The organism is Pseudomonas sp. LG1D9, assembly GCF_002949995.1.
Lineage (GTDB): Bacteria > Pseudomonadota > Gammaproteobacteria > Pseudomonadales > Pseudomonadaceae > Aquipseudomonas > Aquipseudomonas proteolytica.
Genome location: NZ_CP026881.1, coordinates 2863162 through 2886423, shown reverse-complemented (window position 1 = coordinate 2886423; position 23262 = coordinate 2863162). Strand labels below are relative to the sequence as shown.

Below are 23262 nucleotides of genomic sequence, written 5' to 3'. Positions count from 1 at the left end.
ATTACAGGTAGAAATCCATCCGGAAGTAGATCGGCGCTTCGCGCTCGCTCATCACTGCCGGACGTTCCAAAGAGTGGGCAAAGGTCACGCTGGTGCTGACGTTTTTGCCACGGGCGAACAGCTCCACGGAGTTGCTGGAAACCCGGCCGTGGACGATGTCGTTGTAGCGGTCATTGCGGATCACGCCCTGGTCGTAACCCAGGCTCACACCGTATTCGCCGAAGGCCGGGCGCAACCAATCCACCAGCACCGGCCGCGACCAGCGCAGGTCGTTGCGCCAGTAGCCGCCGCTGTCGCCATTGAGCTGCTGGTCCTTGAAGCCGCGCACCGAAGACGAGCCACCGAGGCTCATGCGCTGCGGGCTGAACAGCATGTCTTCACTGCGTTGGCCGGTGGCCACGCTGGTAAAGCTGAACGACTCGCCCCACAGCGTGAACGGCTGCAGGTAGCTGACGGTGGCGGTGTATTTGCGGTAGCGCGAATTGGGTTGGCGACTGCCGAATTCGCCACGTTCGTCCTGGGACTGGGCATCGAGCAGGCCAATGCCGTTCTGCATGCCCAGATCCATGTTGACGAAGGCACTGCCGACCCGCCGACCGTGGTTGATGCCGACCTGCATCTCGCTCAAGCGCGTGCTGCTGTCCAGGCGAGTGCTGAGCACGTAGTTGTTGGTACGCAAGTGGGACAGGCCGACGTTGACCGAGGTCTTGCTCACGTCATCGCGATGCACCACGCGTTCGGCGCGCAGTTGGTGGTTCTGGCTGTCGCCCGATTGCTTGAAGCTGAACGTGTCAGCCTGGCCCAGCGCGCGGTAGTCGCTCTCGCTGTAGGTGTAGCTGAAGTTCCACCAGCCCCACGGCACGTTGTAATAGAGCATGCCGTTTTTTGAAGTCTTCTGGTGATCGCTGATCGCGTCATGCCCACCGCGCAACACCAACTGGTCGGCCAGGCCCAGGGGGCTGTCCCACTCAAGGCCGGCGCCCCACTGCTGCTCGCCGGTACTTTTCTGCCCGTCGTTATTACGCGACAGGCTGGCGCGCCAGGGCTTTTGCGGGTTGTTTTTCACCAGCACCGAACTGCCGCCGATGGCATCGCCGGGGGCCAGTTCCATTTGTGCCTGGTTGGAGGGCAAACGGTTGAGCTGATCGATGGCCTGTTCGATTTCCCGCAGGTTGAGCAAGTCGCCGTTTTTACCCGGAAAAGCCATGGCCAACTCGCGTGCCGACAACGTGCTGTCGTCGGCGCCCTTCAAACCTTCGAGCTTGCCTTCCACCACCAACACTTGCAGATGCCCTTTGGACAAGTCCTGCTGCGGCAAGTAGGCACGGCTGGTGACCATGCCCTTGTCGATGTAGTGATCGGTGACGGCCTTGAGCAGTTGATTGAGCTGGGCCACGCCCAGGCACTTGTCTATATAGGGCTTGATCAAACGCTCACGCTCGGTGGCGGACAGGTTGTCGGCGCCCTTGAGCTCGATGGTCTTGATCGGGAAGCAACGGCTATCCACCGGAGCGGTGGGCGTTGCGGGTTTGACTTCTTTGCCGGGCAATTCCTTGAGGTCTTCGAGGCGCCGGCGCTGCTCTTCAAGCAGGCGGTTCTGCCGCTCGCGGATCAGGTCCTGATCACCTGGCGAAGTCGCAGCCACCGCGCTGTTAGACGCGCAGAGGGCGAACAGGGCAATACACAGTGAATACCGAATCCGTGGCAATAACGAAGGCATGTTCGATCCATCGAATAACAAGGGGCGGCAAACTAACATCGAACTTCCACCCAGCCAAAATGTTCGGCTAGTTGAAGCTAAAAATTAAATCACCTATAAGCTGCTGATAAATAACGATAAAAACTATCAGCAACAATTAAATGCTTGTATTCGGAATTTTTATTCCGACAAGCGGTATCAGTTTTGATACAGCTTTCGGCGCAACTTGAAAGTTGCCATTAGTTAGCCATCAATGTTGTGCCGAGATGGTTTAGTAGCCAAAGAGGCGGAAAAGTTCGCGGTTATTTTGTGAATTGGATCCCATTTCTGACGATAGGTACCGCAGATCCCTTCCTGTAGGAGCTGGCTAGCCAGCGATGACGGCGAGGAGACCGCCGCGGGGTGTCAGATGCCTAGCGTCATCGTTGACGACCATCGCCGGCGCCGGCTCCTACAGGGGAAATGAAAAGGGGGACAGATCACGATTAAAATTCAATCGTGGCCTGCCCCCCCCGTTTGTCTGCGCCTTGTTATTTAAAACGCATACCGCGCCTTGACCATCACCCCATCGGCGTCAAACCCGCTACGCGCCTGACGGGTGTAGCTGGCACCCACCGTCAGCGCCGACACCTGATAATTCAGGCCCAGGCTGGCTTCGTAGCTATTGCGTACCACCGAAGCGCCCGTGACGGTAAACGCCGAACCACCCATCACAAAGCTTGAAGTCTGCGCAACGCGATCACCCATTAGGTCGTGATAGGCCATCAAGGTCGCTTCCGGTTGCAGGGTACCGGCGCCCAACGGCAGGTTGCCCGCCAAGCGCACGCCCGCCCCCAACTCGCCCACTTCATAGCGCTGCGAACCAGTGCTGAGCGCTGCCGAAGAGCCCTTCTCATTGAAACCATCCATACGCACGCTGGAATAACGCGCCGCTACACGCGGTTCGATCAGCACGCTGTCCGACGGTTTGAAGCTGTAGCCGCCCAGCACGCTGGCCGACAACGCCCGGCTGTCGTAGCTGCCCTTGGCCGTGGTGCCAGCGACGTGGCGCTTGCTGTCGTTGTCGTTGAAGCCGTAGCTCAGGCTGCCATCGACAAACCAGTTTTGCAGCGACCAGTTGCCGTACAGAGACAGGGCATTGCCCTGCACTTCGGTCTTGTTGCCCAGGTCCGAGTGAATGTTAGAGTTGAGGTAACTGTACGCCGCCCCCACAGTGGTGGCGTCGTTCAAACGACCGTCCACACCTACCGCCATACCGCTGCTGTTGGCCGAGTAGCCATTGTCGCCACCGCGACCATCCTGGTCCATGTTGCTGCTAAGTCCCTGCACCCATACACCGCCACGCTCACTGCCATCGCGCTGACCGGCCAGGCGATTGAGGATCGCGCCGTTGACCACCGTCTGCCCGGACAAGGCCACGTCCAGCGCGCCACGGTTCACGTCCAGCTTGAGCTGTTCGCCAATCTGCGCCAATTGCTGGGCGGTGCCGGCGTTGGCCACGGCCTGGAACACCGCGTCGTCCTGGCTCAGTTGCCCCAGCACCTCGTTCTTCAACTGGTTGAGTGCGGTGACCGACGCCGCGCCAGCACCTACGCCCCCCAGATCCTCCTGAACCTGCTCATCGCTCTTCAAGCCCACCACCGCCTTGACGGTTTGCGCATCGGCCGAGTAGCTGAATACATCCAGCAACGACGAGCTACTGGCGACCGTCAGGCCATTGTTTTGTACGCTGGAGGCTTGCAACAGGGTGTATTCAATACCGCTAGGCACGGCTGTGAAATCACTGGGCTTAGCGCTCAAGGTCACGTTGGAGCCCTGGGCGAAATTCGCTACGCCGCTGACCGTCAAATAAGGCGTCGTCGGCACGACGCTGTTGGACAGGCGCATATCAACCCAGGCGCCGCTGGCTACATTCAGGTCGCCAGTGATCGCGGTGCCGGCGTCAGACAGGTTCAACGAACCTGCATTGATCGACACCGGGCTGGCAATGCTCTTGCCGGTAAAGTCCGCCTGGCCAGTGATATTCACACCCGTGACACCAAGCACATCACCGACGATTTTACCGCCACTCCAGTTCAGGCTCGCCAGGTTGGCAGCATCGATGGCCGTGCCGGAATTGCTACGGATTTCACCGGCTTGCTGGTTGATTTCGAAGGGGGAGGTTTGCTCGTCAATATCGGCATAAATGGCTACGCCATCGGCACTGATGATGCCTCGGTTGACGATACCGCGAGAGCCGGGCGCACTGTTCTGAGCGAAAGTTGCTCCGTGGAAGTCAAAAGCATCAGCCTTCTCGCCTTTTGCTTCGATCGTGCCGGTGTTGAGGATGTAATCGACAGTGCCGTCATAAAACACCACTCCAGCGGTAGCTGCGCCGTTCGCGGAAATCAGGCCACTGTTTTCGATCCTCAAGGGAGATGTAGGGGTTTCCACCTCGAAAGCCCAGGAGTCGTCGCCCGTGACAGACAACGTACCGGAGTTGAGAATCTTGCCGCCGATGCTGATTGGGGAGAGTCCTCCTCGGTCCAGCACCATAGCAAGCGAGTTAACTCCCGTCATTCGTACCACGCCGGTATTGGAAACGTCCCCCGCCACCGTGGTGCCATGCAACCGAATACCATCGCGAAAAGTCCAGGGATTGGATACTGGGGCTGTGGATTGGATGGTCCCGGAGTTGATCACGCTCCCGCCAATCGTAGTAGCACCAATCTCAAAAGCTTGAAACGCCCCGTTACTCTGGGTGATGTTAGCTGCCTGGATAACATCACCAGTGACGGTGCTACTCCCTGGATTGGCAGTCAGTTGCAGCGATGGGTCCACGGCAAACCCTCGGATATCGCGACCCTGACCATCCAAAATAATATCTGCACGATTGATCAACGAACCCTGAATTCTCGTATCGGCGACACTCACTCCCATCCAATTGCTAATGCCTTGGCTAGCGGTCACGTTCGTGGGCTGAGTCACCGTTCCGGTGAAGGTCAGTGATTCACTAAATATCCCGCCGCTCAAGGTACTCTTGCCTTGGCCAACGTCCACTTCAACGGCCAGCACTTGGGTGCTGATAGCCCCAACGATCAAAGCCAGCAGGCTTTTTTTAAACGGCTTTGGCTTCATGTAAAACTCCATGTATGACGGGCAAATCCGCCCACTATCTCGGTGGCTGCAGGTGTAAAACCGTAATGGCCTAATTGGCCCTCGCCTGCCGCTACCCGGCGACCTGTATATTGAGCTGATCAATGGCCTGCACAATTTTTGGCAGGTTGAATACCGGTTCGCGATCAGTGGCGGGCAGGTTGTTGGCACTGCGCTTTTTAATCTCGTGAAAGGCTCATCCGGAGAGCCAGCTAACCGATTGATTAATAACAAAAATTATAATTCGATGTTAAAAATACGCTTGGGAAGGCGGGTTAACCGCGCGATTGTCGTAGGAATGACGAGCAAGCAAAATAGGAAACTTCCTAAAAAATTAAGGAAAATCCCACTCCGTAAAATATTTTTTCTTACTCCTAATAATAAATCTGTCCCCTTTTAGTCCCAATCCGCCCCCAGAAAAATCGTAATCTGCCCCCTCGAAGCAAAAATAAATCTGTCCCCGTCTCTTTCTTGTCCCCGTCTCTTTCTAATCGACACCGTGTTCCCCCTGCGGGGCATCAGATTTCATACCTAACCGGAACATTTCAGTTGGAAATAAAGGTTTCAGTATCACCTCATCATTAAAAATAAATAGTTTTGGTGACAGAGCTACAACGTCATAAACATTCTCACAAATCAAGCTTAGCCTAGTCCTGAAAACTGGAATACTTACATCATCTGCAAAAACAAATACATCTTTATTTCCTATAGGATTTGAGTTCAACAAAGCATCAATACTTTCATATTCCGAACTATTTATTTCTGACCATATAACGTCTCCTTGCGCAAAGGGAAAGCTATGTAAAATATCGATAGCATCCTGATAAGCTTTTCCTTCAAGCACATTAAAGTCGTCACCCAGCGCCTCTTTACACTCTTCGAACAAACTCATTCACTTTACCTGTTTAGCTGTTTCAATATGGTTTCAAAGGTTCTCTCATTACCCTCAAATGGTACAACTTGCTTTATTGCTTTACCTGGCCCTTTACCTTTTGAGTAATCCCATATATTAATATGAGTACCTTTTTCCGGAAAAAGGGGACAGATTTATTTTTATCTATCGCGCCGTGGCCTACCTTGCCCTCGAGAGGCGATTCGGATTCCTGCGATACGCTCGACCTCATCGGTGAAGCGAGTAGTTCCAGTAAGTTGCCCGCGCTGTAGAGCCAGACGTATCGTTTTCAACTCATCGTTTGAAACCGCCTGATTTACGAAGCTCTTGTAACTTTCATGCCGATCCTGCTTTGTATCACCCAGTACATCAAAGCAATCATCAATATCTAACCAATCGTTATCAGGAGAACAGCCGACGCGAGCGTTATAACTTGACCATGGGTAGTCTGCCGCACTCGCCACCATATCGGCACGAACAGGATTCAGCTCGATATATCGACAGCACGCCAGAAGATATCTTTCGGACTGCACCACGCTCGACTTATAGCGACCCTCCCATAAAGTACCTGTCCGCCCTTCTATCCGGTTCCTATAGCGAGTAGCTCGTGCTGCAAGCGCCTTCATAAGCTGCCCCAAACCAGCAACCGACTCGCTTGGTGCGACTAACAAATGAATATGATTGGTCATTAAACGATAGGCATATACTTTTACGCCAAATGCCTCCTTCAGCTCCCGAAGATCCCCTACATAGCGTTGGTAATCTTCTGGCGCGGCAAATACAACCTGACGATTGTGACCACGTTGAACAATATGGTGCGGATAGTTTGGTAGAACGACACGTCCCATCCTAGGCATAATGAACCTCCTTCCTTAAGAGCTTATAGCCTAGCAAAGGGACAAAAATAAATTTTTCTTTTTCTGCTACAGCATATAAGTATCACAAAAAAGGTCGGATTTTAGCCGAATAGCTTAGTTAAAATAAACCTCCGAATACACAAAAACAAAACCAAATTATTAAAGCGCAAAGCTACGCAAGCCGCAAGACAATCATCTCCCTTAAAAACAACCTCAGAAAAATCGTAATCAGACTCCGCCACCCTCGAAGCAAAAATAAATCCGTCCCCTTTTCTACTCAAATTAGCAGGCGCAGTTCTGCCTGTCGAACCCAAGCCTAGTGGTGTGTTAACGCCTTTTGCACCAAGAAAACTTTATAAAATTAAGTATTCCCTAAATAAACGGCCCCATCCGAGAACTCCATAAGCCAAGGCTCAGTTGATGACGAACAAAATGCATTCAAGACGCGGCCGTCAGATAATTTAAAAAATGGATCAATTGGCTGAGCATCAATACGCCAACCTACCTCAACAATGGATAAGCCTAAAAACTCAGAAACATGGTCAAGGGCATCGTCATCCCAACAAGCGAACAGCAACTCCCCCCCTTAGACACACGCCACGCACTCTCAGTCCGAAAGCTCCAACCCGCCGAAAAAAGCATCAAAGTATCGCCATCCCAAAATACTCTTTCAATTTTCATAGGCAACAAAAGAGCCACAGCCTGCAAGAGTGTATTCATCATTTAGTCCACCTGTTCAATATGCGTACGCTCTCTAATCCACTGCTTCCGTTCAGCCTTCGATAAACCTTGCGGGGGCTACGGCGGCTTTCCAGTAGTCGGATCAACAGGTCCGCCATTAGCGTTCTCGAATGATGCGCGCTGGGGACTTCGACCATCCGCCTGCATCACCCGAACTCGCGAACCATCAGGCAAGATGTATTGAGTTCCGACCACGTTTCCGCTGGTCGGAGAAACTACTGGTTTTGTTGGGTACCCTGCTGCTTCAAAATCAGCAATCATCTTAGACTGACTTTTAGGAAGATTCACTCCAGAGATGTGACTAATGGACCCCACATTTGCTTTTGCACCTACAAATCATATTCTCTGCGACAGTAGATGAAGCCGTCGAGACACTCAAGACGCCCTATTGAACCAAGCACGAACTTACAATCTAAATCTATGTGAGAAATTTTTTCTTGACCAATTGAAGCTGAAATATTTGTGGCAACAACTTCTAAACTTTCCCAGTCAAAGTCTGTAGGCGACCTGTCAAGATAGTAACGAACAAGTAATGTTCCATCGTCTGACAGTGAAATAGCAATCGCCCTTATTGCAGGATATATTTCACCAATCAGAGCACGCCAAACACATAAGACCAACCAATCAGGAAAAGTATTCATGGTTTCGCTCCGACAGTAGTAGGATTTGTCGGAACAATATGCGCTCCGCTTTTACCTGAATGTATTGTTCCGTATCTTGTCGTCAAGCCTGATGTGCCATCAACACCAATATTTTTTCCAAAATCAACTATTGGCTGCCCTCTTGAACCATAACCTACGACAGGAAACTCTCCCGCATGAGCACCATTCAACAGTTTTTGAGGATCGACACCCTCTTTAAGATAGCTGCGTCCGGGAAGAAAATTGTTATGCCCCAGAACATGCTTGCCTTGCTGGCCAGCATGGATGCTACTGGCTACGTTGTCCAGCGAGGCACCTGTCGCTTTTGCACCAGTTGCCTGCCCCCCCGCTCCTCCCTTCCCCTTCCCAACAATCGAAGCAATAGACGTTTTATCACGACCTATCGAAGCACCAGAAGCAGTAAGTACTTCCTTTCCAAGCAAAGCCGCTTTTTCCCAGGCCGGCAACGAGTTGTACAACAGCCCCATATCGCTCTGGTTTTCTTCGGTAACAAACTGCTTCAGCCGTGAAGCATCCGCTTCTGAAAGGTCGAAGAACCAGTGCAAGCTACTGACACCATCAGCCGTTTGTATCCCGCCCTCATACTCCGCCTGGTAACCCACGCTGCAAAGCCCTCCTTTGCCCGCACAGCCTTCCAGCATCTCGGCCCGCTTCTCAGCACTCAGTTTTTTGTACTTTTCCCAAATGGCCTCTGTCGGCTCCCCATTCTTGGAGGCATTTGCGAGTTCCGTTCGCAAATCCACAACGTCTTTCGAACTTAGCTGGTTATTCTCAACCGCATTCTTCCCAACCTGCGCCGCCGCTACCGCACTCAGCGCATCCTTGCCCACCGCAGAACCCGCAACCCCTGCCACTAACGTCGACAACGCCGAGATCGTCTGTTTCTGCTCCGCTGTCAGCTGGTCATTACTCACATCTCCATACAGCTGATTACGGATCAACTTCGCCGTAGCCTCAGCCGCCACCGCACCACTCGCCCCAACCAGTGCCGAGTTACCACTGGCCCTAGCCAACACCGCCCCTAGCACCGCGTGCGCCATGAGGTTGGCGGTGTCATCGTCCGGCGTCATGTCCTTGACCAACTGCGCCAGGTGGGGCGCACTAGCGCCCGCGATGGCCGCGCCTACGTTGCCGCCGGCAATCCCCTGCACGATGGCGGTTACGGTTTGCGTCGTGCGCTGGAAACTGCTCCCCATGCCGTAATCACGCTCGGCCTGCTGCCTCACTTGCAAGGTGGTGGGCTCGGTGATCCCACTTTCCCGCAACTTCTGCCGGGCCGCTTTGCCGATGTCGCTGTTGGGGTCTTCAGACTCGTCAACTTTTGCCTTGGCGATGGTGCTGCCAATGGTGCGCGCCAGTTCCGCAGAGCTGTTGATCAGGTCCATGCGCTCGCGCATGGCCTTTTCATCCGGCTTGTCCAGGTGCTTGTTGGCGTTTTGTGTGTCGCGGTTGAGGCCCACCAGATCGCTGGCGCCCTCAGGGTTGCGCACCACAATCGTGCCTTCGCTGACCGCCGCTCGGGTTTTGCTGCTGTCAGACTCACTCAGTACCGCGCCCATCGGCGGGCCCATCACAAGCCCGCTGCTGCTGCCCGAGATGCCCGCGCTCGCCGAGGTGCTTTTTATCTTGCTGGTGTTCTTGATATCGCTGGTCAGCAGGCGATCGGTGTCGAGTTGGTTCTCGTCGGCACTCGCTTCACTAGCAATCACCGCACCTTGCAGCGTGGTGGTTTTACCAACGTTGATGTCATAACCACCTTGGCCCGCATACAGCCCGGTCTGGTCGGTAACCGCCTTGTAGTCGCTGTTCATGTCCCCGGCAGCCACGCTGCCGGACGCCGCGACTGTCGTGCCATAGCAGAACGGCGGCACGCAGATACTCGCCCCCGCGCCGGCGCTACTTTGCTTACTCTTCTGTGTGTCGATGTCCTGGCGCGAAGCGATGTTGAGGTCGCCGCCGATATCCGCCTTGATGCTGTCCGCTCGCACCTGGGCGCCAGCCAGCGTGGTGTCCTGGCCGCTGTTCAGAACCAGCGCGCCGGTCTCCAGCGTGGTGTTGACCTGGGTCACGGAGCTGCCAGAGCCCATGTTTTTGGCGATTTGTGCGCCAAGGTCCAGGGTGAAGCCGTTTTGCTCGCCAATGTTGAAGCTGGCGCCGATGCTGGTTTTGTCGTTTTTACTGTCGTTTTTACGCTCGGTAGTGTTTTGCGCGCTTTCCAGGATGATGTCGTTTTTGGCGACCAGCGTGGTATTGGCTGCCTTCAGGTCGCTACCAATGACATGGATATCACCTTGGGTTTCGGCGGCTTTGCCAGTGGCAACAATCGACAGGGCTTGACCTGCGTTGAGCGTGCTCTGCCGTGCCGTTTCACTGTGGTACTCGCTGCTGCTTTTGCTGCGGGTATTGCTCAGTTCAGTACCGATCTTGATCAGCGAACCGTTGCTGGCCGTACCGCCTTGCTTGTCCTTGAAACCTGAGCTCTGACCATTGGCATCAACGGCCTGGCCGCCCAGGTTGTAGGTGTTCAAGACCACCTGGGCCAGCTTCACGGCTTTGAGACGTGGATCATCGGCATCCTTGGCGGCTTCGATCCCGTCGCGAATGCTTCTGGCAGTATCAACAACCGTTCCACCGATAACCCGCCCCACAGCCAAGCTCTTGGAGCTTTCCTGGGTGGTTTGACTGGCCGTCTGTGTGCCTGCGGCAATTGTCACATCAGAGCCACCCAGTGCCATATCTTTAGTGCTGACCAAATCACTGGCTACCACACTCAACGTGCGCCCGCCCGTCAGCGAGACGTTGCCGGCGCTGGAGCCGACAGTGCTGCCGGTCAGGGTGGTTTCCTGTGCCGTCCCGTTGCGCTTCTGACTGCTGATCGACAGATGTTGATTACCCGTGATGTCGTCCAGGCCCAACTTGTTGCCCGTCAACACCCCGGTCAGGTCGCGGCTTTTTTCCTTGTGCATGTCCGTGCGCGAGAAGGTGTTCTGTGCTGCGTCGATGGTCAGGTCACGCCCGGCCTGTACCGTCAGGTCAGCGGTACTGACCAGCGCCGAGCCGGTGACTGTTACGTCTTGCCCGCCCGCCACACTGACCGTTTCACCGGAGACCATGCTGCCCACTGCAGTGGTACGCGTCTCGGCGACCTTGTCCTGGACCTTGCTCGACTTGAAGCCGCCCCAACTGCTTTTGCTCTGCTTGCGCTCATGGCGGGCGCTGTCGGAATCGCTCACCGCGAGGATCTGTACATCCTCACCCGCGACCAACTTCGCCGTGCCTTTCTCGGCATTCACCCCGCTACCGGCCAGTAGCAGGTTTTCCCCGGCAACCAGCGTGCTGTTGCCACCGGAGGTCACCAGGCTGCCAATGTTGGTGGTGCTGTCGGTTTCATCCAGGCGGAATTTTTTACCCGATGAACTCTTCTTGGTCTTGCTGTAGAAGCTGTAGTCCTGGTCCTCAGCGGACTTGAGTTCAAGGTTTTTCCCAGACACGAGATAGGCTTCATCACCCGCAGTGACCCGGCTGGCGATCAGTGCCAAATCCTGCCCGGCGCTCAGCGCCACGTCTCCACCGGCTTTCAGCGTGGTAGAGACCTGCTGAACGTGGTCTTCCTGGATCTTGAGCCTCTTGGAGTTATACCCAGAGTGCTGCTCGTTCGCCGCCGACGCCAAGGTCAGGTTATCCGTAGCCGCCATGGCAATGTCGCGCTTGGCGTCGATCTGGCTGGCGATGACATTGATATCACGACCAGCACCGACCTTCAGGTCGCGCCCAGCCTCTAGCGCGGAGCCAAATTGCTTGATGTCCTGGCTACTGATTTTGCTGTTCAGGTTCACCCGACTCATCTGTTCAGCCGAGGTTATGTTGACGTCACGCCCGCCCTGAATAGTGATGTCGGCACCACTCCTCAGAACACCACCCTGGTTGTTGACGTCGCGCCCCGCCCCAACGCTCAGATTGTTAGCCGCTTCAATCCGCGCCGCGCTGTCTGCATAACCTTGCTGAAGTTGGCGGTTGTTACCATGATCTTCCCGGTAGGTGGTAATCGTGCGTTCGTTGATCACATCACCGTTGATCGCCTTCAGGCTCACATCACGGCCTGCAATAATGCCGCCAGATTTGTTGACGATGTTGTTGCCCGCCAGCAGATCCAGACGATTACCGGCCTCGATCAGCCCACTGTTGGTCAGATCGTTATCGGCTTGGGCAGATAGGTTGTTGCTCGCACGCAGGGTGCCGGCGTTATCAAGGTTTTTCCCGGCAATCAAGCTGAGGTCATTACCGGCAATCAATGCACCGTTAGGTGCCAGACGGTTATTGGAGTGCGCTAGGTACAGCACCGGGACCAACACTTCCTCACCGTTCACTAGGTTTTTTTCAAGCCAGACAATGTCGTGGGTCAGGGCTGCAACCTGCTCTGACGTCAGGCTTACGCCCACGGCCAAATCCAACGTCTGTTTGCTCTTGAGGGCGTTATCCATCAAGTACTTGAACAACTGCTCGTCGGTGTTAACACCGGCCAGGAAACGTTGTCCGGTACGGGCCACTACGGCCTGCTGGATCAGTCGCTGCTCATAGAAGCCATCGCCCAAACGCTTCCAACTGTCATCAGGGTTGTAGCCCAATTTGGACAGCAAGTAGTCCGAGCTCATGAACTGCTTGAGGTTGGTAAGGGCCGGATTGGTTTCGATCAGGTACTTGTGCGGCTGCGACGACACTAGGTTGGTGGGCAGGCCCTGAACACGGTTGATGGTTTGTGTATCAGCAGCAGTTGCCAGAGTCCCTACAGGCGCCGCTTTCAGAGGATCGGCCGCAACCGTGCGACCTGGAAGTTCAGCGTCGCTAAGCGGTGCAGCCGGCGCGACAACGTTGAGTGAATCGATACCTGCGACAACATCGATCTTTTGACGAATGGCTTGAACCTGCTCCAGGGTGCTGGCCGATGCCTGACTGGCGTCACTCAACTGAATTTCGCGCCCAGGATTGATAGGTAGTGCTTGCTGACGCTGTTCAGTATTGATGACAGCACTGCCCATGCTCCAGCTTTGTGGGGCAAGGGTGGCCGGCGCGCTACTCTCTTGCTGACTCAGGCGGAACAGCCCGTTCTGGCCCGAGGGCAAATCGAAACCGGGAAGCGTTATTGGGTTGATTTGTTGCTGGGCAAGATCTGGAGGAAGTTGTGCATTAACAACTACCACAGCGGTCTTGTGATCGCCCACAGCGGTGTCGAGCGCGCGACCGTTGACTGCCAGAGCAGTCTTGAGCACGTTGATGTTACTGATGTCGTTACTGGCACTGAGTTTGGCGTTGCCAGCAGCCTGGATAATGGCGGGGGCGGCGATGACCCCGTTGGTTTTTATTTCAATGGGATTATTGATACCGGCAAAGATCACCGGATTGAATTTCGCCAGGAGTGCTGCAAGGGCGGCCTCATCCACCGGTGAGCTGGGCGGGTGATCACGATTGTAGATCGCGACCGCTTGAACCAGAGCATTGTGCTGGCCCTTGGGAATCTTCGGCGCAGCCGTGTACACACCATTGCCAGTTCCAGAACCCCCTATCGCCGCCTGATTAACAATGTTTACGCCCTGAATAGAGAGATCATTGGTAGCGGATACCACACTGTATTTATTGGAAAAGTTTTGGCTGGTGATACTCAGGTTACGCCCGGTACTAAGGGTCGCCGACGGAGAGTCTTCCTCGATCACACTGTCAATTGTGCGGTTCAGGGTTAACTGGGTTCTCCTGTCGCTCCAGCCTCCTCCGCAATGTTGTATGCAAGTGATGCTGAGACTGGCGGATGTCAGCTTCTGATTGAGCTGGAACTTCTCACGCTCGTTCACCACTTCATTCGCTGCAAGGGTCATATCACCCGTGCTTTGAATATTGCCCGATGTGTTACGAAAACTTTGTGCCGAGGTACCTGCGGAAAAACCTGCCACTGTCAGGCTACCCAGGCTGACGACTTCACCGTAATTATTTGTGAAGTCATTGACGTTGAACGTCGAGCTTTCACCACTGAAGGCAAAACCACGAATATTGAGATCTGCCGCGTCGCGATCATTGATCAGGCTTTGGGCAGTGATAGTGAGGTCTTCAGCCGCGCCCAAGGTGCCAATATTCTGAACGGTACCGGCTTTGATATTCAGGTCAGAGACAGAAGTGATCCGGCCACGGTTAATCAGTTGTCCCACATCAATCGATGTAGTCCCGCCCCCCGCCAGGCTCCCAGGAATGGCCAGGCTTACCTGCGTGGCACTCAACCCAAAGGTGCCCTGGCTGCTGGCCCGGCCACTGCCGCTATAGGTCCCGCCCAACGTCAACTGGAGGCTGCCGTCACTGGCAATCAGCCCGTCGTTGCTCCAGTTGCCGCCGTTACCTACTAAGGTATTGGAAGCCAGCAACTGGCCCCCTGCCGTTTGGTTGAGGGTGTTGACGTTGACCATCAACCGTCCCGCCTGGATCACGCTGCTGTTGGTCCAGTTGTCAGCCGTCAGGGTCAGGCCGCCACGGGTGACAACGTTGCCGCCCGTATTGGTCAGGTTGGCGGTACTGATATCAAACGTACCGGCCCCTACGTGCAAGACACTGCCGCCTACGTTCTGGAAGCTGCCAACGTTTAACGTCAGGTCGCTGTTGGCGGTTTCCAGGCTGCCATCACGGTTATCAAACACCCCGCCAATCTGAAACTCAGTCTTGCCACTCGGCCCCAGCGCCCGCAACTGGCCCTTCTGGTTATCCACACTGCCCGCGCTGACGCTCAGGGTGGTGTCGCTTTCAATAGCGCCCTTATGGTTGTTCAACGCACCACTGAGGTTGAGGTCAACCTGCCCGCCCGCAACCTGGCCGCGTACATCGCCGCTGTTGTCGAAGCTGCTGCCGGTGACCTTGACCGTGCCCTTGCCGTACAGGCCGCCGTCGCGGTTGTCGAAGGCTCCAGTGGTGATGATGCTGTCGCCGGTTTGCGCGGCAATGCGCCCACCGTTGTTGTTGAGGCTGGCGCTGCTCAGGTTCAGGCTTTGTGCCTGGATGGTGCCTGCCTGGCGGTTGTTGTTCAGGTCAAAGTCGTTGCGCAACCAGCCGCCAAGCGCCTTGGCTTGCAGGGCACCCTTGAGGCTTGCGAGGGTACCGCCACGGTTGTCGATGGTCGCGGCGGTGATGTCCACATCGTCGGTCTGGGCGATGACTTTGCCGCTCTGGTTATCGAGGGCGCCGCTGATCGAGAGGTTTAGGGCGCTCTGGCTCTGGACCGAGCCTTTGGCGTTGTCGAGGCTGGCAGCCTTGAGTTGCAGGTCGGCCTTCTGGCTGTAGATCAGGCCATCACTGTTGTTTTGCACGACGCCCGTGGTGGTGACGGTCACTGTACCGTTGGCGGCGACGGTGCCACGGTTGCGGTTGTCCAGGCTGCCCGCGAACAGGGTCAGCAGGCTTTGACTCACCAGTTGACCGCCCTGATTGTTGATCTGACTGCCGCGTTTAAGCAGCAGCGCACCAGCACTGGCGAGTTTGCCGTTGGTGTTGGTCAGGTCGCCAAGCAGGTCGAGGGTCACGGCGCCGTTGCCGATCAGGGCGCCGGCGCTGTTGTCGAGGGTGGTGCCGGTCAGGCCCAGGGCCTGTTGCGCATTGACCGTGCCGCCTGCGTTGTTGAGCGTTTGCACTTGCAGGTCAAGGGCAGCGCCGCTGTCGATCAGCCCACCTTGGGCGTTGTTGAGCAGACCGGTGACGTTGACGGTTTGCCCGCCAGCACTGGAAAGGATGCCTTTGTCGCTGTTGTCGAGGCTGGCTGCGGTGACGTTCAGAACTTTTTGGCTGACCAGCGCACCAGCACCGCTGTTGAGCAGGCTGCTGCTCAGGGAGGCATCGACGTTGCCATAACGGCTGGAAACGGTGCCTTGGTTGCGGTTGTCCAGGTCGACACCACTGACACTGACACCCTGCCAGCCGGACATCAGGCCGCCCTGGTTGACCAGCTTATTGCCGCTCAGGGTCAGCAGGTTGTTGCTGATCAGTTTGCCGGCGCTGTTATCCAACGTGCGACCACTGAGGTTGAGGTTCTGCGCGGTGGAGATTTCGCCGCCCTGGTTGCTCAGGTCCCGCAGGTGCTTGATGGTCAGTGGGCCGTCGGTGGTGATCAGGCCGGACGTGTTGTTCAAGTCGCCGGTGGCACTGCCAAGGTCGATGGCAATGGACTTGCCCAGTACAGAGCCGCCCTGATTGTTCAGGCCGGTGCTGTTGAGGGTCAGAACGTTAGCCGCGTTGATCAGTCCCTGGTTCTGGTTGCTGAACTGGCCGTCGACATTCAACAACGTGTCGCCACGACTGGTCAGGGTGCCGCCACCGTTGTCCAGGCTGGCGGCGCGGCCGTCGATGGACTGAGCGGCGATCAGGCCTTTGACGTTGTTCAGCGCCTGGTTGATGCGCAAGGTCAGCGCCTGGTTGCTGAGCAGTTTGCCGCTGGCGTTATCCAGGCTGTTCGCAGCCAGGATGAACGCCTGGGCACTGGAGATTTCACCGCCCTGGTTGTTCACGCCCTTGAGGTTTTTCAGCATCAACAGCGGGCCGTTGATTAGACCGTCCTGGTTGTTCAATTGGCCGTGGTTCAGGTCCAGCGCAACAGAGGTATTGCTGAACAGTTTCCCGCCCTGTTGGTCCAGGCCGCTTACCTTGGCGGTCAGGGCCTTGTTACTGGTCAGGCGGCCGCCATCCTGGTTGGTCAATTGCCCTGCACTGATGTCGAGGGTGTCACTGGTGCTGACGTTGCCGGCGTGGCTATTGTCGAACGCGCCGGTGGTGATGTTCAGGGCTGAAGTGCTGCTGAGGGTGCCTTTCTGGCTGTTATCGAGGCTGGCACTGTTCAGCGTCAAGCCTGCATCGGTGACCAGTTCCCCGCCTTGGTTATCCAGGGCGCCTGTGGTGGTGACGTTCAACGCGCCAGCACTGGACACGCGACCTTGACGGTTGTTCAAGCTGGCGGCGTCAACAGTCAGGAGGCCTTCACTGCTCACCTGACCTTGTTTGTTGTTCAGCTCGCCACTGAGTTCAAGGCCAAGGTCTTTCTGGCTGACAAGGCTGCCGCCGCTGTTGTCCAGACTGGCGCCTGTCAGGCTCACACCGCTCTGACCGCTGAGTTGGCCCTTGTTACGGTTGAGCACGTTGTCCACATTCAGTTTCAGGTCAGTTGCCGCGAGCACCAGGCCGCCATCACTGTTATCCAGCCGCTGACCGGTGAGCTGTACGGCAGCTTTGCTGGATATCTCACCACCGCGGTTATCCACTGCGCCCACGTTGATGTCGGCACGTTGGTTGGCGCCCACAAACCCATTTTTTTGATTGTCCAGCGTCTGGCCTGTAAGGGCGAGCGCACCTTGAGCGATCAGGGCGCCGTTTTGGTTGGTGATTGCCGCGATGTTCGACGTGAGATCAGCTTTGCTGGAAATCTTCCCATCGCGGTTATCCAGACTGGCAGCCGCAAGTTGCACGTTGCCATCACCAATCGCCGAGCCGCTTTGGTTCTTGAAAGCGCCACCGACCGCAACCCCCAACTCCCCACGGCTGCTGAGCATGCCGCTGCTGTTGTCCAGGCTCGCGCTATGGACTTTTAGCGCAGCAGCAGAAATCAAGCCTTTGATGTTGCTCAGGGCCTGATCGATGCGCAGCGTCAGAGCCTGAGTGCTGATGAGTTTGCCGTTGCTGTTATCCAGGTTTTTACTGCTCAGGACGAACGCCTGGGCGCTGGAAATCTCACCGCCCTGGTTGTTGACTCCGTTGAGGTTTTTAAGCATCAGCAACGGCGCGTTGATCAAGCCCAACTGGTTGTTCAGTTGGCCGTTATTGAGGTCCAGGCTCAGTGAAGTCTTGCTGTAGATCTGCCCGCCCTGCTGGTCGAACCCACTGACACTGGCGGTCAGCGCGTTATCGCTGGCAATGCGGCTGCCCGCACCACTGCTTACTTGTGCGGCCTTCAGATCAAGGGTGTCATTGCTGATCAGTTTGCCGGCCTGGGCATTGTCAAAGGCCCCGGTGGTAATACCCGCAGCGGCCTTGGCGCTGATTGTGCCGGTACGGTTGTCCAGGCTCGCGCTGTTAAGAGTCAAGCCCTGGCCGCTGGTCACTGCGCCCTTTTGGTTAGTCAATGCACCCGTGGTGCTCAACGCAATGGCCCCGGCACTCGATACCTGGCCCAACGTATTGTTCAGCCCGGCGCTCGTGGCGGTGATAGTGCCTTCGCTGGTGAGCAGACCGCCGGTGTTATTCAGGTCACCGATCAACGTCAGGCTCTGACTTTGCTGACCAGAAACCGTGCCGCCGCTGTTGTCCAGGCTCTGGCCTTGCAGGGTCACCTTGCCTTTACCGAACAACAAACCTGCACTCTGGTTGATAACTTGCGCCACCTTGAGTCCCAGGTCGGTACCGGCCAACAGCTTGCCGCTGCTGTTGTTCAAACGGCTGCCCGCAAGGCTCACGTCCATGGCGCTGGAGATTGCCCCGGCCTGGTTGTTGATGTCATCGACGGTCAGGGTTAGCGCTTTTGTCACGCCAATCAGGCCACCGCTGCTGTTGTTGAGCGTGCTGCCAGTCAGGCGCAAATTGCCTTGTGCAACCAGCTCACCTTTTTGCTGATTGAAATGGGTGACGTTGGCCGTTAGATCGCCTTGGCTGGAGATACGCCCACTGGCGTTCTCCACGGTGGTCGCGTCGATGCGTACCGGCCCTACACCACTGAGCAAACCGTCTTGGTTATGCAGGGTCGTGCCCAGGTAATGGATCGCTGCCTGCCCACTGATCAGGCCCTTTGCCTGGTTATCCAACTGACCGACATTGAGTTGCATGTCCTTGTCGGCACTGACCTTGCCCCCACGGTTATCCAGGCTGGCCGTGTTCAGGGTCAACAGGTCTTTGCCACTCAAGCTACCGCCACGGTTATCGAGGCTGCCCGCCTGCACATCCATCGCGCTTTTGGCAGAAAGCAGGCCGTTGTTCTGGTTATCCAGCAGCCCTGCGATACGCGTGGTGAGGCTACCGTCACTGAGCACTTTGCCGGTGTCGCGGTTATCCAGGCTGGCGGCTTTGATCGATGCCGTTTGGCCGCTACCAAGCACACCCTGGCGGTTGTTCAACTCGCCACGTACATCGACGTTCAACGCGGTATTGCCCGTGACCTTACCGCCGCTGTTATCCAGGCTTGCAGCATGCACTTGCGTGGCGCTGGCGCTGGAAACTTCACCGACGTTGTTGGCCAGGGCCCCGTCCAGGTCCAGCGACAGGCTGGCATCACTGGTCAGCGTACCCGTGCTGTTGTTCACACTGGACGCACGGACATCAAGCCCGTTGGCCGAGACCAGACCTTTGACGTTGGTCAGTGCCTGGTCCAGGCGCAGGGTCAGGCCCTGATCGCTGAGCAGCTTGCCGCCGGTATTGTCCAGGCTATTAGCGGTGAAGGTGAACGCCTCGGCGCTGGAGATTTCACCACTCTGGTTGCCGACGTCGACGAGGTTGTTCAACGCCAGCGTCGATCCACGGATCAAGCCGCCCTGGTTGTTCAACTGACCCTTGTTCACGTCCAGAGTCAGGCCCTTGACGCTGGTCAGTTGACCGGTGTGGTTGTTCAGGTTGGCAACGTTGGCAGTCAACGCCTGGTTGCTGGTGATAAGACCTGTGGCACTGTTATCAACAGCACCTGCGGTGATGGCCAAGGTATCCAGGCTGGTTAGTTTACCGCCCTGGTTATTGATGGAACCGCTAGCAGCGATACGCAGGCCCTGGTTGGCAGTAACCAGGCCCGCAACGTTGTCCAGCGAGGTTATGTTCAACGTGGCCGCGCCCAGGCTTGAAACCTCGCCGCTGCGATTGCTCAGTTGGCCAACGGTCGCGGTCAAAGGCCCATTGCTGGTGACCAGCCCACCTTGGTCGTTGAGCAATTGACTGGTATTCAGGCTCAGGCTGCCCGTGCTCAGTACCCGGCCTTTGTTCTGGTTGTCCAGAGTCCCCGCGCTAATGGTGGCGTGCTGTTTAGCGCTCATGGTTGCACCCTGGTTGTTCAGGGCTTGTGCCGCGCTGACGCTCAGGTTGCGGCTGGCGACCAGACTGCTGCCGTTGTTGTTGATCGCTTGCGCGCTGAGGCTGACGTCACCGGAGGTGTTGCGGCTCAGGTCCTGGTTAACCCCAGCCTCGACAATCCCGCTGTTAGTCAGTTGCCCGCCGCTGGTCAACGTAATGCGGTCACGGGCGCTCAGGTTGTTCTGGTTGTGCAGATCGCCAGCGCTTTGCACATCCAGGGTGGTGGCAGCATGAACTGCCCCTTGGGTCTGCACGCTGGCGGCCTTGATGTTGATCGCGCCGCTTTCGGTTTTAGCCTGCGCCATAGTCAACCGACCACTGGCATCCAACTGAATATCACCACCACTGGCCGCCAGGGTGCCATCCAGCTTCACCCCCACCCCAGCCTCAGTCCCCACCAACCGAATCGCTCCCGCATACATCCCACCCAGCGCCGACGAGTCAATCGCCAGTGTTGGCTTGGCGCTGCCATCATCGGCACGCGCCGTGGCATCCAAGGTCTGCGCATTCACGTCATTGCGCCCGGCGATCACGGTCAGGTTGCGTGCATTGATCTGCGCGTTGATCTTGGCCGAGCGGGTGATGATTTCGAAGCGGTCGACGTTGTCGGCATTCAAGCCCTGGCCGTCGATGCTCACCGCGCCGCCATCGACCTGATAGCGGTCCAGGCGGCCGTTGTCGAGGATGGGTTTGCCGGTGGTCAGGGTGACGTTCGGGGTGTTGATAAAGCCGCAACCGTTACAGGTGATGCCGTAGGGGTTGGCGACGATGACTTTGGCCGACTGGCCCGCCACTTCGGTGTAGCCGCGCAACTGGCTGGGGCTGCCGCCGTTGACTTCGTTGAGGATGATATTGGCGGCGCCGCCCTTGAGGTTGGGGTTGCCGAGGATGATCCCGCCCAGTTGCGTTTCTTGTGTTCGGCCCGTGGCGTTGTTGAGGATCAGGCCGTTGGCGCCGACGTTGTAGTCCTTGAATTGGTTGTGGGACAGGCCGCTGCCATTGGGGGTGGCGATGTTCACCACCGGCACGCCATTGCCTGCCGCGCCCAGCGTGGTGCCGGGGCCGCTGACTACGATGCCTTCGGCCTGGACCAGCAGCGGCTGCCAGAACAACGCGTTGGCCAGGATCAGCGCCAGGCCGCTTTTGGGCACGCCGCAGAAGGTGTCACGGTGCTTCACGGCAGCGGACGGTTGGCGGGCGAGGAATGCAAACTGGCGGACATCCATGTCAAATTCTCAATACGGCTAAACGTTGAATTACAGGTAGAAATCCATCCGGAAATAGATCGGCGCTTCGCGCTCGTTCATGGCTGCCGGACGTTCCAAAGAGTGGGCAAAGGTCACGCTGGTACTGACATGCTTGCCGCGGGCGAACAGCTCCACGGAGTTGCTGGAGACACGGCCATGTACTTCGCGGTTGTAGCGGTCGTTGCGGATCACGCCCTGGTCGTAACCCAGGCTCACGCCGTATTCGCCAAAGGCCGGGCGCAGCCAGTCCACCAGCACCGGCCGCGACCAGCGCAGGTCGTTGCGCCAGTAGCCGCCGCTGTCGCCGGTCAGTTGCTGGTCCTTGAACCCGCGCACTGAAGACGAACCGCCAAGGCTCATGCGCTGCGGGCTGAACAGCATGTCTTCACTGCGTTGGCCGGTGGCAAGGCTGGTAAAGCTGAACGACTCTCCCCACAACGTGAACGGTTGCAGGTAGCTGACGGTGGCGGTGTATTTGCGGTAGCGCGAATTGGCCTGCCGATTGCCGAAACGGTCACGTTCGTTTTCGGCCTGGGCATCAAGCAAGCCGGTACCGCTTTGCATGCCCAGGTCGACGTTGACAAAGGCATTGCCGACCCGCCGCCCGTGGTTGATGCCCCACTGCAGCTCGCTGAGGCGATGACTGCTGACATCCAGGCGGCTGCCTTCGATGTAGTTGTTGGTACGCAGGTGAGCCAGGCCAACACTGAGCGAGGTTTTGCTCAGGGCATCACGATGCACCACCCGCTCGGCCCGCAGTTGATGGTTCTGGCTGTCGCCGGTTTGCTTGAAGTCAAAACCGTCGCCCTGGATCAGCGAGCGGGTATCGCTCTGGTTGTAGCTGTAGTTGAAGTTCCACCAACCCCACGGCACGTTGTAATACAGCATGGCGTTTTTCGAGGTTTTCTGATGATCGCTGATGGCGTCGTGGCCACCGCGCAGAATCAGCTGATCCGCTAGCCCCAGGGGGCTGTCCCATTCAAAACCGGTACCCCATTGCTGTTCGCCAGAGCTTTTTTGCCCGTCGTTATTGCGTGACAGGCTGGCGCGCCAAGGCTTTTGCGGAGTGTTTTTCACCAGCACCGAACTGCCGCCCACGGCATCGCCGGGCGCCAGTTCCATTTGGGCCTGGTTGGAGGGCAAACGGTTGAGCTGGTCGATGGCCTGCTCGATTTCCCGCAGGTTCAACAACTCGCCGTTTTTGCCAGGAAAGGCCATGGCCAACTCGCGGTCCGACAGGTGGCTGTTGTCGGCGCCTTTCAAGCCTTCGAGCTTGCCCTCCACCACCAACACTTGCAGATGCCCGGTGGACAGGTCCTGTTGTGGCAGATAGGCGCGGCTGGTGACCATGCCCTTGTCGATGTAGTAGTCGGTGATCGCCTTGAGCAACGCATTGAGTTGCGAGACGCCCAGGCATTGGTCGATATAAGGCTTGAGCAAGCGTTCGCGGTCAGCCGCGGACAGGCTGTCAGCGCCCTTGAGTTCGATGTCTTTGATGGGGAAGCAGCGGGTATCCACTGGCACAACAGAAGCCGCCGGCTCAGCCGATTTACCGGGCAGGCTCTTGAGCTCTTCGAGGCGGCGTTGTTGTTCTTCCAGCAGGCGATTTTGCCGCTCGCGGATCAGCTCTTGATCGCCAGCAAACGTGGCGGCCGTTGCACTATTCAAGGCAACGCACGTCAAGCAGACGCCCAGCAGCAGCCGAATCCTTGGCACTAAAAAAGACATATTCGCTCCATCGAATTGCGAGGGATGGCAAACTAACATCGAAAAAATCGCCAGCCAATATTTTGGCTAACCCTTAATCACTCAGCCAAAACCACTTAACCGATTGATAATTATCAATAAATTATAAATGCGAAAATGTATTACTTGAAACACACTCTCAATTTCCGACAAGTGGTATCAAAAGTGATACGGGTTTTGACGAAATTTCAGTCCCGTGTCAGCCTCACTTCACATTGTCTTGTTA

Annotated in this window: 7 protein-coding genes; all 7 read right to left on the bottom strand. The window is 56.6% G+C overall.

Annotated elements, in window-relative coordinates; translation table 11 throughout:
* Position 1: 1 nt before the first annotated feature.
* The 7 genes from C5F71_RS13745 to C5F71_RS13710 all read right to left on the bottom strand — a co-directional run bounded on the left by C5F71_RS13745 (position 2) and on the right by C5F71_RS13710 (position 23018).
* The gene (locus tag C5F71_RS13745; RefSeq protein WP_104911321.1) at positions 2-1720 is read right to left on the bottom strand and encodes a ShlB/FhaC/HecB family hemolysin secretion/activation protein; all 1719 of its coding nucleotides are present in this window, start codon (positions 1718-1720) and stop codon (positions 2-4) included.
* Positions 1721-2233: 513 nt separating this feature from the next.
* Complete coding sequence (locus C5F71_RS13740) at positions 2234-4816, bottom strand: autotransporter outer membrane beta-barrel domain-containing protein (RefSeq protein ID WP_104911320.1); 2583 nt, start codon at positions 4814-4816, stop codon at positions 2234-2236.
* A gap of 505 nt (positions 4817-5321) precedes the next feature.
* On the bottom strand, positions 5322-5726 hold the full coding sequence (locus C5F71_RS13735) for a hypothetical protein (RefSeq protein WP_104911319.1): 405 nt from the start codon (positions 5724-5726) through the stop codon (positions 5322-5324).
* A gap of 161 nt (positions 5727-5887) precedes the next feature.
* A complete protein-coding gene (locus tag C5F71_RS13730) occupies positions 5888-6583 on the bottom strand; it encodes a transposase (RefSeq protein WP_104911318.1) in 696 nt (231 codons plus the stop codon).
* Between the two features lie 1070 nt (positions 6584-7653).
* Complete coding sequence (locus C5F71_RS13720) at positions 7654-7965, bottom strand: colicin (protein ID WP_104911316.1); 312 nt, start codon at positions 7963-7965, stop codon at positions 7654-7656.
* Positions 7962-21269: a hemagglutinin repeat-containing protein gene (locus tag C5F71_RS13715; protein ID WP_104911315.1), complete on the bottom strand. Its 13308-nt coding sequence runs from the start codon at positions 21267-21269 to the stop codon at positions 7962-7964. The genes C5F71_RS13720 and C5F71_RS13715 overlap by 4 nt, the downstream gene beginning before the upstream one ends.
* A 30-nt stretch (positions 21270-21299) precedes the next feature.
* Complete coding sequence (locus tag C5F71_RS13710; RefSeq protein WP_104911314.1) at positions 21300-23018, bottom strand: ShlB/FhaC/HecB family hemolysin secretion/activation protein; 1719 nt, start codon at positions 23016-23018, stop codon at positions 21300-21302.
* Between the last annotated feature and the right edge of the window lie 244 nt (positions 23019-23262).